The 15,643-nt window shown below is 74.0% G+C and carries 13 protein-coding genes; 6 read left to right on the forward strand and 7 right to left on the reverse strand.

Going from position 1 to position 15,643, the window contains the following annotated elements; translation table 11 throughout:
• Positions 1-299 precede the first annotated feature (299 nt).
• The 5 genes from AC1WTP_RS16030 to AC1WTP_RS16050 form a co-directional block, all read right to left on the reverse strand.
• Positions 300-977: a maleylpyruvate isomerase N-terminal domain-containing protein gene (locus AC1WTP_RS16030; protein WP_481650056.1), complete on the reverse strand. Its 678-nt coding sequence runs from the start codon at positions 975-977 to the stop codon at positions 300-302.
• A 91-nt stretch (positions 978-1,068) separates the two neighbouring features.
• Positions 1,069-1,470, reverse strand: coding sequence for a TFIIB-type zinc ribbon-containing protein (locus AC1WTP_RS16035; protein ID WP_481650057.1), 402 nt, complete (start codon positions 1,468-1,470; stop codon positions 1,069-1,071).
• Positions 1,471-1,489: 19 nt separating this feature from the next.
• Positions 1,490-2,122, reverse strand: a complete 633-nt coding sequence (locus AC1WTP_RS16040; RefSeq protein WP_481650058.1) for a phosphoribosyltransferase — start codon at positions 2,120-2,122, stop codon at positions 1,490-1,492.
• A gap of 82 nt (positions 2,123-2,204) precedes the next feature.
• A complete protein-coding gene (locus AC1WTP_RS16045) occupies positions 2,205-3,482 on the reverse strand; it encodes a glycosyltransferase family 87 protein (protein ID WP_481650059.1) in 1,278 nt (425 codons plus the stop codon).
• A gap of 121 nt (positions 3,483-3,603) precedes the next feature.
• Positions 3,604-6,117, reverse strand: coding sequence for a putative bifunctional diguanylate cyclase/phosphodiesterase (locus tag AC1WTP_RS16050; RefSeq protein WP_481650060.1), 2,514 nt, complete (start codon positions 6,115-6,117; stop codon positions 3,604-3,606).
• 552 nt (positions 6,118-6,669) lie between these two features.
• Here AC1WTP_RS16050 and AC1WTP_RS16055 point away from each other — a divergent pair.
• From AC1WTP_RS16055 to AC1WTP_RS16075, 5 genes are all read left to right on the forward strand, one after another.
• On the forward strand, positions 6,670-9,693 hold the full coding sequence (locus AC1WTP_RS16055) for an AfsR/SARP family transcriptional regulator (RefSeq protein WP_481650187.1): 3,024 nt from the start codon (positions 6,670-6,672) through the stop codon (positions 9,691-9,693).
• A gap of 273 nt (positions 9,694-9,966) precedes the next feature.
• Entirely contained in the window at positions 9,967-10,458 is a 492-nt protein-coding gene (gene moaC / locus AC1WTP_RS16060) for a cyclic pyranopterin monophosphate synthase MoaC (protein ID WP_481650061.1), read from the forward strand.
• Positions 10,455-10,925: a MogA/MoaB family molybdenum cofactor biosynthesis protein gene (locus AC1WTP_RS16065; protein WP_481650062.1), complete on the forward strand. Its 471-nt coding sequence runs from the start codon at positions 10,455-10,457 to the stop codon at positions 10,923-10,925. Before moaC ends, AC1WTP_RS16065 begins: the two co-directional genes overlap by 4 nt.
• 111 nt (positions 10,926-11,036) lie before the next feature.
• Positions 11,037-12,296 carry a molybdopterin molybdotransferase MoeA gene (locus tag AC1WTP_RS16070; RefSeq protein ID WP_481650063.1) on the forward strand — a complete coding sequence of 420 codons (1,260 nt, stop codon included), beginning with the start codon at positions 11,037-11,039 and terminating at the stop codon, positions 12,294-12,296.
• Positions 12,293-12,721, forward strand: coding sequence for a molybdenum cofactor biosynthesis protein MoaE (locus tag AC1WTP_RS16075; RefSeq protein WP_481650064.1), 429 nt, complete (start codon positions 12,293-12,295; stop codon positions 12,719-12,721). Before AC1WTP_RS16070 ends, AC1WTP_RS16075 begins: the two co-directional genes overlap by 4 nt.
• A gap of 28 nt (positions 12,722-12,749) precedes the next feature.
• On the opposite strand, the gene AC1WTP_RS16080 is transcribed toward AC1WTP_RS16075, so the two are convergent.
• Positions 12,750-14,195: a glycosyltransferase 87 family protein gene (locus AC1WTP_RS16080; protein WP_481650065.1), complete on the reverse strand. Its 1,446-nt coding sequence runs from the start codon at positions 14,193-14,195 to the stop codon at positions 12,750-12,752.
• Between the two features lie 216 nt (positions 14,196-14,411).
• A complete protein-coding gene (locus AC1WTP_RS16085; RefSeq protein ID WP_447138121.1) occupies positions 14,412-14,957 on the reverse strand; it encodes a DoxX family protein in 546 nt (181 codons plus the stop codon).
• Between the two features lie 133 nt (positions 14,958-15,090).
• Here AC1WTP_RS16085 and AC1WTP_RS16090 point away from each other — a divergent pair, with 133 nt between their 5' ends.
• Positions 15,091-15,636, forward strand: coding sequence for a GNAT family N-acetyltransferase (locus AC1WTP_RS16090; protein ID WP_481650066.1), 546 nt, complete (start codon positions 15,091-15,093; stop codon positions 15,634-15,636).
• Positions 15,637-15,643 lie beyond the last annotated feature (7 nt).

Consider the following 15,643-nt stretch of genomic DNA (forward strand, 5'->3'; position numbering starts at 1 on the left):
GACCAGAATCCCGAACAGCAGAACCAGGAAAACTCTGAGAGCGGCTACCGCCCGATGCTCAACAACCACCCATCGACTATCACTCGTTACCTATCGAAAGTCAATAGACCTGCCGACTCTACAGAACATCGCGTGCGGCGAGCGTTCGCAGCCGCTCGCCGTGCGGACGCTGCCCACCGGGCTCCCGGCACCGAGGAGCCATAGCGGAACGAGCGCGATACCTCAGAGTCATCAAAATGCCTCTCAGGTATCAGCCCCCACGAGACAACATGCCGACCCGTGACGACTTGCGGGGCGGTTCAGCCGAGCAGCGGGAACCACCCGGCGACCTCGCCGAGTTCGAGCCGGTCGCGGTCGTTGAGCGGCAGCCGCCCGGTCGCCTTGAGCAGGAACTCCGCGTCGCTCCAGCCCACCGGTCGGACCGCCTCGTCGCTGAGCAGGCCGTCCATGGTGGCCACCGCGACCCGTACGGCGAGTTCGCCGGGCGGTGGCGCGTCGGGCAGGTCCAGCACCAGGTCGAGGTGGTGGACGACCGCCTCGGTGGTGAGCGTGGCGAGGAAGTCCGGCACCCGCAGCACATGACCCTGGGTGCCGACGCAGCCGTCCGGGTCCGCCCGGCCGGCGGCGCGTACCGCGGCGGGGGCGGTGTCGCACCAGAGCCGGACGACACCGGTGGGCCGGTCGAAGGCGGCCGCCGAGCGGCGGGCCCACCAGGCGTGCCGGGCGGCGGTGCCGTCCTCGTCACCCGGGAACGAGCGCCAGTAGCTCACGTCGTCGGCGGTGGGCGGGCCGTCGGCCGGGCTGGCCAGCGCGACCAGGGCCCGCTGGGCGTCGCAGAGGACGTGGAAGAGCAGGTCGGCGACGAGCCAGCCGCGGCACCGGGTGGGACGTTGCAGGTCGGCGTCGTCGAGGTCGGCCACCACCCGGGTGATCCCGTCGTACGCCTGCGCCAGCGCGACGTGCCCGTGAGGCGTCATGGGTTGCAGCGTCGCACGACCGGCCGGTTTCGGCACGCGGCGCGGCGGTGCGACCGGGCCGGCGCGCGGCCGGCCCGGTCGGTGTCGTTGCTCAGCCGAACATCTCGTCGAGGAAGCTCTTGTGCTTCTTGCGCCGGTAGTGCCCGTGGTAGCCGTGGTGCTGCTGACCGTGGCCCCCGTAGGCCGGGGCGGGTGCCGGCGGGTAGCCGTGCGCGGGCGGCGGGGGCGGGGGCACCGCGCCGTAGCCGGGCTGGTGCGGCGCGGGCGCGGGCGGCGGCGGGGGCGGCGGGTAGCCCCCCTGCTGGTGGCCCGGTTGCCCGACCGGGGCGGCGGTCTGCTGGCGGTTCCAGTTGGCCTCCGCCTCGAACAGCTTCTCCAGTTCGCCGCGGTCGAGGAAGATCCCCCGGCACTCCCCGCACTGGTCGATGACGACGCCGCTGCGCTCGTACTGGCGCATTTCTCCGTGACACTTGGGACAGGTGAGGCTCATCACCCGACGGTACCCGGTCCGGTCACGCGGTCGCGGTAAGCGCCTCGGTGACCTCGTCGTCGGAGACCTCGTGGAAGTCGTCGTAGTAGGCGCTGACCGCCATGAACTCCGGCGGGTGCTGGGCACAGATGACCTGGTCGGCCTCGGCGGAGAGCATCTCGTACGCCTCCTGGGAGCCGACCGGCACCGCGACGACCACCCGGCGGGCGCCCAGCCGGCGGGCGACCGCCACGGCGGCCCGGGCCGTGGCGCCGGTGGCCAGCCCGTCGTCGACGATCACCGCGGTGCGCCCGGAGAGGTCCAGCGGCGGTCGCCCGGCCCGGTAGAGCCGCTCCCGGCGGTCCAGTTCGGCCTGCTCGCGGCGGGTGACCTCGGCGATGTCCTCGGCGCTGAGCCGGCTCGCCACCTGGTCGTTGAGCACCTGCACCCCGCCCGGTCCGAGCGCGCCGAAGGCCACCTCACGGGCCCAGGGCATGCCGAGCTTGCGCACCACCAGCACGTCCAGCGGTGCGCCGAGCCGTTCGGCGACGACCTCCGCCACCGGTACGCCGCCGCGTACCAGGCCGAGCACGATGACGTCCGGTTCCCCGATCAGGGCGGTGAGCCGGTCGGCGAGCATCCGGCCCGCCTCGGCCCGGTCGCGATAGGTGGTCATGTCTCCAGGTGTACGCCCTGCCGCCGTACTCCGCCCGCCAGTTGGCCGAACCGGCCGCCCCGGTGCGGTGCCGAGCGGCCGTTCAGGCGGCGTCGGGCTGCCGGCCCGCCCGCAGCGCGGGCGCCCAGACCAGGAACGCGATCGGGTAGAGCAGGTAGCCGAACCGGGTCGACGGCATCAGCAGGATGGCGGCCAGCAGGCCGTACCCGCAGACCAGCGCGGCGGTGGCGGCGCTGCGGGGCGGTCGGCGGGCGAGTCGGACGGCGATCGCCAGCCCGACCGCGACGAGCAGCGCGGCGGCGACCACCCGGCCGGCCGGCAGCGCGCTGGCGATCAGGTGCCCGGGGAACGGGGACTGCGCGGGGCTGGTGACCAGGCCGTGGCCGAGCGGGAAGCGGAGCACGTTCTCCACCAGCGCGTCCCGGTCGACCAGCAGCACGGGCAGCAGCGCGGCGACCGGAAGGCCGATCGCGCCGGCCGCGACCCGCAGGCCGGCCCGGCGGGTCGCCCCCCAGATGACCAGGACGAGGGCGACCGGCCAGGCGAAGAGCTTCAGCGCGCCGGCGAGACCGACCGCGATGCCGGCCGGGCCGGGCCGGTCGGCGGCGGCGAGGGCCAGCGCCAGCAGGCAGAGCGCGAGGACCGGCAGGTCGTCGCCGCCGGTGGCCAGGGTCAGGGCACAGATCGGCAGTACGGTGGCGGCCTGCACGCCGCGCAGCAGCGCCCCGTCCCGCCGGGTGGCCCGGCCGTCGGAGCCGCGCAGCGCGCGGACCGCCAGGGCGAGGGCGATCGCGGTGCCGACGGCGAACCACACCCGGGCATCGGTCCACCAGCCGTCGACGGCCGCCCGGGGCAGCCCGAACAGCGCCATCCCCGGCTGGTACGGGGTGTAGCCGAGCAGCTGCTCGCCCGGCGGCAGGGCGGCGATCGCGTCGTGCCCGAGGTAGGGCGTGCCGGTGTCGACGACCCGCCCGCCGGAGTGCTCGACCACCAGCACCTCCTCCTGCGCCCGGTCGGTGCGCCCCCCGGCCCGTTCCACGCTCTGGGTGAGCAGCGGCAGCAGGGCGGTGGTGGCCCAGGCGAAGGCGGTGACCGCCCAGCGTGCCCGCAGCCCGGTCAGCGCGGAGCCGGGCGACCGGCGGCGCAGCAGGAGTTGACCGGCTGCCGCGAGCGCGGCGAGGAGGTAGCCGACCGCGGCGATGCCGCCCCACGCCCGGTGCGGCAGCAGGGTCGAGGTGACGGCGGTGACCGCGGCGAACGCGGCGGAGACGGCGTAGAGCCCGACGTCGAGGGCGAGACCGCCGGCGGCGGTGTCCAGTGTCCGCCACGCGGGGCGTCGGGCGGTGGGGGCGGCGGTCACGCGCGCCAGTCTGGCAGACCGCCGGGCGGACCCGTGCCGGCCGCCGCCGGTCGGCCCGGCGCGCGGCAGCGCCGCTCCCGGCTCCGGGGCCCGCCACCTGCCGCAGGCCGCGAGCCCGGTCTCAGGCGGGCAGGTGCCGGTCGGTGCGGGTTCGCCCGTTCTGCCGGCGGCCCGGCCCGAGGCGGATCACCGCGCCCGCGTCGTGCAGCGGCGGCGCCAGCGCGCCGGGGCTGCCGCCGGAGCCGCGTTGCAGCGCGGCGAGGAGGGTGCCGGCGGGCATCGGCCGGCCGAAGAGGTGGCCCTGCCCGGCGGCGCAGCCCAGTTCCCAGAGCGCGCGGCGCTGCGGTTCCCGCTCGACCCCCTCGGCGACGACGGCCAGGTCGAGGCTGCGGCCGAGGTCGAGGGTGGAGCGGATCACCGCGGCGGCCTCCGCCGACGTCTCCATCTCGGTGACGAAGCTCTTGTCAATCTTCAACTCGTGCACCGGGATCCGGGAGAGCAGGGAGAGCGACGAGTAGCCGGTGCCGAAGTCGTCCAGCGCCAGCCGGACGCCCTCGTCGCGGAGCCGGCTGAGCACCCGGTCGACCACGTCCAGCTGGCTGAGCGTGAGGGTCTCGGTCAGCTCCAGCATCAGCCGGTCGGGCGGCAGGTCGTGCGCGCGCAGCCGGGCCAGCACCGAGCCGGGGAAGCGGGCGTCGAGCAGGCTGCGCGGGGAGACGTTGACCGCCACCGGCACGTCGAAGCCGGCGTCGCGCCAACTGCCCGCCGCGATGAGCGCCTGGTCGAGGATCGCCTCGGCGAAGGCGGGGAGCAGACCGGAGCGTTCCACCGCCTCCAGGAAGCGCAGCGGGTCGATCACGCCGTGGACCGGGTGGTGCCAGCGGGCCAGCGCCTCGGCACCGGTCACCTCGCCGGTGCCCAGGTCGACGATCGGTTGGAAGTTGACGGTGAACTCCTGGTCGGCGACCGCGCGGGGCAGCTCGCCGCCGAGGGCCAGCCGGCCGAGGTCGGCCGTGTTCCGGGTCGGCGCGTACGTGGAGATCCGCCGGCCGGCGCGCTTCGCCTGGTACATCGCCACGTCGGCGCGGCGCAGCAGTTCGGCCATCCCGCCGCTGGCCGGCGCGGCCGCGATCCCGCCGCTGGCCTCCACGCTGATCCGCATGCCGTCCAGGTCGAACGGCTCGTGCAGCGCGCCGAGCAGCGCCTCGGCCCGGTGCGCGGCCACCGCGGGCGCCGGCAGCCCGCGCAGCAGCACGGCGAACTCGTCACCGCCGAGCCGGGCCACCAGGTCGCTGTCCTGGGCGGCGCCGCGGAGCCGGTCGGCGACCTGCACCAGCACCTGGTCGCCGGCGGCGTGCCCGAGGGTGTCGTTGACCTCCTTGAAGTGGTTGAGGTCGATCAGCACCAGGGCGGTCACCCCGTCGGCGTGCCGGGCGCTGAGCTGCTCGGTGCCCTGTTCGAGCAGGTGCCGGCGGTTGGCCAGCCCGGTGAGCGCGTCGTGCGTGGCGGCGTACGCGTGCTCGTCGGCGACCCGGGCCAGCTCGGCGTACGCCTGGGCGTTGCGCACCGCGGTGCAGAGCGCCGAGGCGAAGGTACGCAGCGTGTACTGCTCGCGTTCGGAGAGCTGCACCGGCCCGCCGAACCGCAGCCGGAGCACGCCGACGTCGACCGCCCGGTCGTGCCCCTCGAGCGCGGCCGGGACGACCGTGCCGTCCGCCGTGGTGGGCTGGCCGGCCGGTCCGTCGTACGTGATGCCGCCGGCACCGCCGCGGACGGTGCGGCCGCCGTCTCGCAGCTCGATCTCCACCTCGTCGGCGGAGAAGAGCTCGGCGGCCTGGGTGACCGCGGTGGTGAGGACCTTGTCCAGGTCGACCACGTTCAGCGCGTCGGTGGTGCGGGCCAGCCGCTGCCACGCCTGCTGCTCGGTGCGACCGCGCACCCGCGAGGAGTACAGGAGATGGAGGCTGAGTACCAGCGGGGGCACGGTGAGGAGCAGACGATTGTCGATCTTGAGGATGAAGACCGTCCCGATGATGACGAGGAGTCGCGCCACGGCTCCGCCCAGCCGGAGGTCCCAGTCCTCGCGGAACAGGGCGCCGAGCCGCGTTCCGGTCGCGAGCGCGATGACCGGCAGGGTGATCACCTCGTCGATCACCACCGCGGCCAGGTAGGCCGCCGCGAGTGGGCCGACCACATCGAGGGCTTCGCCGCCGTCGGTCTGCCAGCCGCTGAGATGGAGGACCACTCCGGCCGCCGTCGCGACCAGCATGTTCTTGCCGACGCCGAACAGCGCCTTGACAAGCGTCAGGCGGGCCAGCGCCGTGGCGATCGCGACGCCCGCGCCGGTGGTCAGGACCACGGTCGGCATCGGCGCCACCGCGAGGGCGATCATGATCGCGGTCTCGGTCCAGGCGATGTAGTGGTGGGTGGCGCGGATCCGTATCCGCACCTTGACGGTGAAGCCCACCGCCACCAGGGAGACCAGGGCCGCCCAGATCACCGCCGTGTCCGGCATCCCGTGCAGCGGGACGTGCGCGGCGGAGACGGCTCCGGCAACGGCGGACACAACGACGACGAGACCGACTAGCAGCCGGAGCTGCCGATCGGTCCCAGTCTGTCGATCTTGTGGAGCCACCCATCGTCCTCGGTTCGTCACCGACGGCTGCGCTCCGCAAGAGTACTGCGATTGTGGTCACCTACAGAAGGCGACTCAGCCCCATTCGTGCGACGTCATTTCGACCCCCAGTTGATCCAACGGCTTTCATTGGGGTCAGCTTAAGGGGAGTTACCCCTGGTTTGAGACGATAAATGTCCCTATGCGCAATATGAGCTAATAAGACGGCCACTTGTCACGGTCCGTCCGTTGATCCTGACGCAATGCGAACGCTTCTTTCGCTTTGCACTTGGCGCGTCGCTCTCCGCGCATACACGCGCGGTAGTCAATGCCTGTTATCAGTCTGAACGACTGGTCCGGGGCGACTCATCAACGGTTCGGACAAGGGTCGAACCCATCCCGGTCGCTGGCTCCATTCTCGACGGGTTCATGCTGGTTGTCCGGCACCGGGGAGCTTCTTTTCGCTTACTGGGCTGCAAGCAGTGACCACCCGAATACCCGCTAGTCGAAGTCGAGGCTTCCGTGGAGATTCGCGTTCTCGGCGGCTTGTCGGTGCAAGTTGCCTCGGGCACAGTGCACCTGGGAACGCCGAAGCAGCGCACCGTTCTCGCGGTGCTGGCCATACAACCTGGACAACTCGTAACGGTCGACCAGCTCATAGATGAACTGTGGGGCGACAGGCCGCCACAATCAGCCGTTCCGAATGTCCGTACCTATGCCGCTAACCTGCGTCGGACCTTCGAGGCGCTGGACGGCGGCCGTGGCGTGCTGGTCGGGAAGCGGGACGGCTACCGCCTCGACCTGAGACCCGAACGGGTCGACCTGGTGCGTTTCGAGTCGGACTTCCACGAGGCTCGGGACCTCCTCGGAGCTGGCGATCCCGAGCGGGCCGCCGAGGTGTTGGACCGGGCCGTGGCCCGGTGGCGGGGGCCGATGCTGGCCGGCGTGACGTTGGGTCCCGTCCTCGCCGCGCGAGTCGCGGCTGCCACGGAGCGGCGCCTGCTCGCCGTGGAACTCCTCGCCGAGACGCGGATCCGGCTGCGGCGTCATGATCAGGCGGTGCCACTGCTCCGGGAGTTGCTCGGCGGCAACCCGCTCCGGGAGACGGCGCACCTCCTCCTCATGCGGGCGCTGTACGAGCGGGGCGACCACGCCGGCGCGGTCGCCGCCTACCACACGGCCCGGGCTGCTCTGCACAGCCAGCTCGGGATCGCTCCGGGGGTGGAACTGCAGCGACTGCACCGGTCGATCCTCGACCGGGGTCAGGAGACGGCGGTCGGCACGCTCCCGTCGACCAGGGTGCGGAAACCTGTTCCAGGTCCCCGAACCGCCGGCCCGAACTCCCCGGATGCCGAGCCCGGCGACTGGTTGCCGCGGGTGGTGCCCGACGTCATCGGGCGGACGGCGACGGTGGCACGGCTGGTGGCGGAGACGCGACGCGTCGAGTCCCGCACGTCGGCGGTGCACCTCATCGACGGCATGGCAGGTACCGGCAAGACAACCCTCGCGGTGCACCTCGCCCGCCGGCTCGCCGTCCGCTACCCGGACGCGCAGCTCTTCATCGACCTGCGTGGCCACGGCGGGGACGAGCCGGTCGAGCCCGCCGCGGCGCTCGCCACCCTGCTGCGCCAACTCGGGGTGCCCGGCGGACGGATCCCGGCGGAACCCGACTACCGGGTCGAGCTGTGGCGGCGCGAACTGGCGAGGCGGCGGGCCGTCGTCGTGCTGGACAACGCCGCGAGCGGCGAACAGGTCCTGCCGCTGCTCCCGACGGCTCCCGGAACGGTGGTTCTCGTGACCTCCCGGCGTCGACTCACCGATCTTGACGCCGGTCCGCCGGAGTCGTTGCCACTGCTGTCGCCCGAGGAGGGGATCGCCCTGCTGGCCGCCGCGGCCGGCGCCGAACGGGTCGCCGCGGAGCCGGCGGCGGCCGCGGCGGTCGTCCAGCGCTGCGGTCACCTGCCGCTGGCGATCAGACTGGCCGGGGCGCGGCTGGCCCACCGACCGGGCTGGCGGGTGGCCGACCTCGCGGAGCTGTTGGCGGACGGGGCTCGTGGGATCGCCCACCTGGCGTTGGGGGACCGCACCGTCGCCGGGGCTTTCGCCACGTCCTACGACCCGCTCGACGGGACGACCAAGCGGCTGTTCCGGATGCTCAGCGTCCATCCCGGAAGGGACTTCGGGATGTCGGGCGCCGCCGCCCTGAGTGGGCTGCCGGTCGAGCGGGCCACCGAGGCGCTGAACGAACTGGTCGACGGGCACCTGGTCGAGGAGGTGACGAACGGGCGCTACCGGATGCACGATCTGCTCCGCCAGTTCTCGACGGAGTTGTCGGTGCGCACCGACTCGGCCCGGGAACGGGACGAGGCGCGGTCCGAACTGCTCGACCTCTTCCTGCACGCCGCGCTCCGCGCCGCCGAGGTGCTGGCGCCGAACTCCACCCGGCAGGTGGCGCTCGGTCCGCCCCGGCGGCCGGATCTGGTCGCGGCGCTCGGACCACCGACCGTGGACTGGCTGGAGGAGGAGCGGGCGAACCTGGTCGCCCTGGTCGTCAGCGCCCGCGAGAACGGGCACCACGACCAGGCGTGGCGGCTGGCTCGGCTGCTCTGGCGGTTCTGGTACATCCGGGCCTACTTCGACGACATCATCCTCACCCACCGGCACGGACTGGCCGCCGCGGAGGCGGCGGGCGACCTGTCCGGGATGGCCGCCATGAACAACTACCTCGCCTCCGCCTTCGTCCGCACCGGAGACAGCCGGGCCGCCCTGAAGCACGTCACCGCCGCCGTCGCCATCTCCGAGCGGCAGGGAGAGCGTTCGAACCTCTTCCGGTACTGGGCGAATCTCGGTGTGGTGCACCTGCTCCGGGGCGATCCGCGCGAGGCGGTGGCGGTCGGCGTCGAGAGCCTGCGGGACCCGAAGGGATACGGCCCCGACGAGATCCCCGCCGGGCTGCCCAACCTCGGGCTCGCCCTCACGACGCTGGGGCGGCACGAGGAGGCGCTGCGCGTGCACCGCCTGCATCTCTACCTCGCGCGGATCAACCGCGACTACTTCCACCTGCTCAACGCGCTGAGTCACGTCGGCGGGGTGCGGAGTCGGATGGGCCGGTACCCCCAGGCCGTCCGGCTGTTGCGCGCGTCGCTGGCGCTACGGGACCGCACCGGGCACCACTACGCCGAGTCGGAGGTGCGGAACGACCTGGGCATCGCCTTTCGCGGCCTGGGACGGCTGTCCGAGGCCGTCGAGCAGCACGAACTGGCGCGCAAGCTGGCTGTCGACCTCGGTGAACGGCATGCCGAGGCGGCGGCGCTGAACGAACTGGGGGTGACGCTGGCCCGTGCCGGAGAGCGCGACCGGTCCGCCGAGGCCCACCAGGCCGCGCTCCGTCTGGCGGCGCGGATCTCCCACCCGTACGAGCAGGGACGGGCGCTGGCCGGGCTGGCCGAGCACTTCGCGGGCACCGACCCGGCCGAGGCGCGGCGGCACTGGGAGCGAGCCCTGGCGATCTTCCGCCGGATGGGGGTGCCGGAGCGGGTCGAGGTGGAACGCCGCCTTGCCGCCTCCGGCGAAGCGCCCCTCGCTGACGGTGGCTGACCGGCCTGGAGAGCACTTATCGATTTCTTATCGCCGGGCTCGGTACCGTCCCGACCGTGCGGCGAACGGGGGAGGTTCTGGCTGACCAGAACCGGGCCGTCGGGACGCCCGCCGTCCAGGTCCCCCCAGCGACTCAGGCGGCGGGTCGGTGACGGAGGGGCGGCGTCCGGGCACCGGCGGGCCGGAAGCACCCCGGCTCGACCGGCGACCGGCGTCGCTCCTCCCGATCACCGGATGGCCCGCCGCGCCGAGGGCGGGGATAGGCTCGCCACCGTGACCGAACCCGCGCAGCTCACCCACGTCGACGCGGCCGGCGCGGCCCGCATGGTCGACGTCTCCGCCAAACCGGTCTCCGGCCGGGAGGCCGTCGCCGCCGGCCGGCTGCGGACCACCCCCGAGGTGGTCGACCTGCTGCGCCGCGACGGGCTGCCCAAGGGCGACGCGCTCGCCGTCGGGCGGCTGGCCGGCATCATGGGCGCGAAGCGCACGCCCGACCTGATCCCGCTCTGCCATCCGATCGCCCTGCACGGCGTCACGGTCGACCTGGCCCTCACCGACGACACCGTGGAGATCACCGCGACCGCCCGCACCGCCGACCGGACGGGCGTCGAGATGGAGGCGCTGACCGCGGTGGCGGTGGCCGGGCTGGCCCTGGTCGACATGGTCAAGGCGGTCGACCCGGCGGCCAGCGTCGACGCGGTCCGGGTGCTGCGCAAGTCCGGCGGCAAGACCGGCGAGTGGCTCCGCCCGGTGGACCGGTCGTGATCCGCGCCCGGGTGATCGTGGCCTCCAACCGGGCCGCCGCCGGGGTGTACGCCGACACCAGCGGCCCGCTGCTCGTCGCCGGCCTGCGCGAGCTCGGCTGCGAGGTGGCCGAGCCGCTGGTGGTGCCCGACGGCGACCCGGTCGGCGCGGCGCTGCGCGGGGCGGTGGCCGACGGCGTGGACGTCGTGCTCACCAGCGGCGGCACCGGCATCAACCCGTCGGACCGTACACCCGAGGTGACCCGGGCCCTGCTCGACTACGAGGTCCCCGGCATCGCCGAGGCGATCCGGGCGCACAGCCGGGACAAGGTCCCCGCCGCCGCGCTCTCCCGCGGGCTCGCCGGCGTGGCCGGCCGCACGCTGGTGGTCAACCTGCCCGGCTCCACCGGCGGCGCCCGGGACGGGCTCGCCGTGCTCGGTCCGATCCTCCGCCACGCCGTCGACCAGCTCCGCGGCGGCGACCACTGACCGGTGGCGGCCGCCACCGGGCGGTGTCGCGGGCGGTTCGCACCAGGCTGCGTACGAGCCGGGCGACCGCTGACGGGACCATCGGGGGCGCCACCCCGATAGGCTCGGCCGGTGAGCACGGAAACCGTATCGGCCACCGGTCAACCGGCCGCGCCGCCACCGGCCGACTGGGCGGAGGCCCGCGCCCGCGCGTACGCGCTCGGGCTGGCCGCCGCGCTGCCCGCCGTGAGCCGGCCGCTCGCCGAGACCGACGGGCACACCCTCGCCGAACCGTTGACCACCCGGACCGACCTGCCCGCCTTCCCCACCTCCAGCGTGGACGGCTGGGCGGTGCGCGGCACCGGCCCGTGGCGGGTGGTCGGGCGGGTGCTCGCCGGTGGCACACCGGCCCCGCTGGCCGAGGACGGGACCACCGTCGAGATCGCCACCGGCGCGATGGTGCCCGAGGGCGCCACCGCCGTGCTGCGGGTGGAGGAGTCCAGCCGTACCGCCGACGGCCTGGTCAGCGGCATGCCGCGACCGGCGCCGGAGTGGCGTGCCACCGGCGAGGAGGCGTACGCCGGTGAGGAGCTGCTCCCCGCCGGCACCCCCGTCGACCCGGCGTTGATCGGCCTGGCCGCTTCCTGCGGCCACGACGCCCTCGTGGTCCGGCGGCAGCCGCGGGCCGCCCTGCTGGTCTTCGGCGACGAGCTGCTCACCGTCGGCCCGCCGGCCGCCGGCCGGGTCCGCGACGCGCTCGGCCCGGCCGTGCCGGCCTGGCTGCGCCGCTACGGCTGCCAGGTGCGCCCGGCCGACGTGGTGGGCCCGGTGGCCGACACCCTGCCCGCGCACGTGGCGGCGGTGCGGGCCGCGCTGGCCGACGCGGACCTGGTCTGCACCACCGGCGGCACCATGCACGGCCCGGTCGACCACCTGCACCCGACGCTGGCCGCGCTCGGCGCGGACTACGTGGTCAACACCGTGGCGGTCCGGCCCGGTTTCCCGATGCTGCTGGCCCGGCTGGTCGACGACGACGGCCGGGTCCGGTTCGTCGCCGGGCTGCCGGGCAACCCGCAGTCCGCCGTCATCGCCCTGGTCTCCCTGGTCGTCCCGCTGCTGGCCGGCCTGACCGGCCGCCCGATGCCGGTGCTGCCGCACGCCACGCTCGCCGAGCCGGTGCCGGGCCGCGGCGATCAGACCCATCTGGCACTGGTCCGGCTGGACCGGGTCGCCGGCACCGCGCACCCGGTCCGGCACGTCGGCTCCGCGATGCTGCGCGGGCTGGCCGGGGCGGACGGCTTCGCGGTGATCCGCCCGGGCACCGCCGGCGAACCGGGTGACCGGGTGCCGGTGCTGCCGCTGCCGCTGCTGCCCGGGGAGCGTGCCTGGTGACCGCCCCGACGACGGCCTACGGCGAGGTGACCGAGCGGCCGCTCGACCTCGCCGCGCACGAGGCGGCGGTCGCCGATCCCCGGGCCGGCGCGGTGGTCTCGTTCCAGGGCGTGGTCCGCGACCACGACCACGGCCGCGCGGTGACCAGCCTGGAGTACGAGGGCCACCCGAGCGCCGAGCGGGTGCTGCGGGAGGTCGCCGCGGAGATCGCCGCCGACCCCGAGGTGTACGCGGTCGCGGTGTCGCACCGGATCGGTCCGCTCGCCATCGGCGACGTGGCCCTGGTCGCCGCGGTGAGCACCGCCCACCGGGCCGCGGCGTTCGCGGCCTGTGCCCGGCTGGTCGACGAGGTCAAGGCGCGGCTGCCGATCTGGAAGCGGCAGGTCTTCGCGGACGGCACCGAGGAGTGGGTCAACTGCCCCTGACCGGCCGCCTCCGGTGGCGGCCGGTCGGTCAGCGGCGGCCGGCCGTGGTGACCGGCCGGCCGAGCCGGTCGGCGTAGAAGACCGGCTCCGCACCCGGCCGCCAGGGCAGGGCGGCGACCAGCACGATCAGGGCCAGCGCCAGCGAGTTCTCCATCAGCGCGCCGAAGAGGCCGTCCTGGTAGTGCGAGACCTCGGGCAGCTGGTGCTCGTACGGCCAGATCGGCGAGACCACGAAGAGCAGGTAGAGCACGGCCGCCGCCACCCCGTGCCGCATCCCGGTCAGCGTCGGGTACCAGATCGGTGGGCGCAGCCCGTTGACCCCGGGTAGCCCCCCGTACGACGACGCCTGCGCCGCGCGCGGGGTGAGGCCGCGGCTGGCCTCCCGGCGGCGTACCGCGGCGTCGGCCAGCACGATGATCGCCGGGATGACCCAGACCAGGTGGTGCGTCCAGGAGATCGGGCTGATCACGTTGGCGGTGAGCCCGACCAGGGTGAACGCGGTCAACTCGTCGCCGTCGGCGTGCGAGTTGGCGGCCCGGGACAGGCCCACCGCCAGCATCAGCACGGCGAACGCGAGCCAGAGCAGCCCGGGCGTCTCGATCGAGTCGTAGAGGCGGGCGAGCAGGCCGGCCAGCGACTGGTTCGGCGTCATGTCCGCCGCGCCCACCCGCTCGGTCTGCCACAGCACGCTGCCGAAGTAGGCGCGCGACTCGGTGCCGACCACGGCGAACGTCCCGATGGTCACGCCGACGGCGGTGCCGACGGCGGTCGCCGCCGCCCGCCACTGCCGGGTGATCATCAGATAGACGATGAAGAGCGCGGGAGTCAGCTTGACCGCGGTGGCCAGGCCGATGCCGGCGCCGGCCCAGGCGCCGCTGTAGACGAAGCGCAGCAGCGCACCGTCGCCGTCGGCGGAGTGGGTGCCCCGCCGGGACCGCCAGCGCAGGCCGATCAGGTCGGCCATGACCAGGGCGAAGAGCAGCAGGTTGACCTGGCCGTAACCGAGGGTCTCGCGGACCGGCTCGAGCGCCGCCGCGAGCGGTACCGCGATGGCGACGGTGTACCAGAGCGGCCAGGCCAGCCGGTCGATGATCGGGCGCAGCAGCCCGGCCAGCACGACGGCCAGCGCCGCGAGGCTGCCCAGCGCGTTGACCAGCCCGGCCCCCGCGACCGGCAGGTGCGCCATCGGCAGCATGGCCAGCCCGGCGAAGGGCGGGTAGGTGAAACCCAGGGTGGTGCCGGGCGCGATGAACTCGTACAGCTCATGACCGCTCGCCCACCACACCACCGCGCCGTGGTAGATCTTCATGTCGAAGAAGTTGTACGGCCGCCCGAAAGCGCCGATGGCGAGCCATGCGGCATAGGCGACGGCGGCCACGACGCCGGTCCGTACGACTGTCCTACGATCGATCCCACGCGTTACGCGACGGACTGGGGCGAGGCGGTCCAGCCGTCTACCGACGATCGCCGGCATGGCGTGGCCACCCCCGTACCAAGGTCGTCCTACCCGTCCAGGTCCGGTACGGAGCCTAGAACGGCGCCTCACGTTATTGCCTCCCGCGTTATGCGACCGTGTCCGATCCCACACATGTTTTTGACATTTCCACCGCGTTAACGCCTACCGGGTGGTTCAGGTGATTCGCGGCCTTGGGAGGGGTGAGGTCTGCTACGGGGGTGGTATAGACGCAGGTCAGCCGGGGAGTCGGCGGGCCGTCGAGGCGGACCGTACGGCGATCCGGGCCTCCCGGCGGGCGGTCCGGACGGCGCGTTGCACCGAACGTCGGGAATGGCCGATGCGATGCCCGGTCCGCCACCGCAGACCCGGCTTCCCCTCGGTGTCGGCCGCCGCCAGCAGCAGCCCGCCGAACAGACCGAGGTTCTTCAGAAAGTGGATCTGGTTGTTGTTCCGGGCCGCCGGGTCGTCGGTGCTCCACCAGGGATGTCCGGCGATGGTGACCGGGATCAGCGTGCCGGCGAGGACCAGCGCCGCGGGTCGGGCGAACTTCCCGGTGGCCAGCATCAGCCCCGCCCCGACCTGGACCACCGCGTTGGCCCGGATCAACGTCTCGGTGTCGGTGGGGATGCGCGGGTTGGCCTGCTTCAGCAGCGGCGCCATCCGGTCCGTCACCGGTTTCGCGGCGGGCGCGAGCCGCTCCGGGTTGGCGAAGTTGCGGGCCCCGCTGACCACGAAGATGCCGCTCAGCATGGCCCGAGCGAGGGAGCGTACGGGTTTCATGGATCAGTCATACCCCGTCGCGGGCACGGCTACCCCGGCAACCGCCGATCCGATCGGCCGACGTGGACGTCACGCCACGCCGATTCGAGCGACCGTCGCTGATGGACCGGTCCCGGCGGGTAACGTCGCCCGCGTGACCACGCTGCGGCTCCGCCCCGAGGATCCGGCCGATGTCGGCCCGATCCACCGGGTGCTGGCCGCCGCCTTCGCCCGTCCCGACGTGGCCACTCCGCCCGAGGTGGAGCTGGTCGACGAGCTGCGCGGCAGCGACGCCTGGGTGCCCGAGCTGGCGATGGTGGCCGAGTACGGCGGCGAGGTGGTCGGCTACGCCCTGCTCACCCGGGTCGCGGTCTGCTCCGACGAGCACACCGAGCCGGCGTTGGCCCTCGGGCCGGTGGCGGTGGCTCCGCACCGACAGCGGATCGGGCTCGGCTCGGCGGTCGTGCAGGCGGCCCTCGACGCGGCCACCGAGCTGGGCGAGCGGCTGGTGGTGGTGCTCGGCGCCCCGGCGTACTACCGGCGGTTCGGGTTCGTCCGGGGGGACCGGATGGGCCTGACCAGCCCGTGGTCCGGCCTGGGCGAGCCCTGGCAGGCGCTGGTGCTGCCCCCGGCCACCAGCGGGGACGGTCCGCCGCCGCGGGGCGAGGTGCTCTTCCCGGGGGCCTGGTCCCGGGTCTGACCGGGCC

The sequence above is a fragment of the Micromonospora sp. R311 genome, assembly GCF_056780015.1.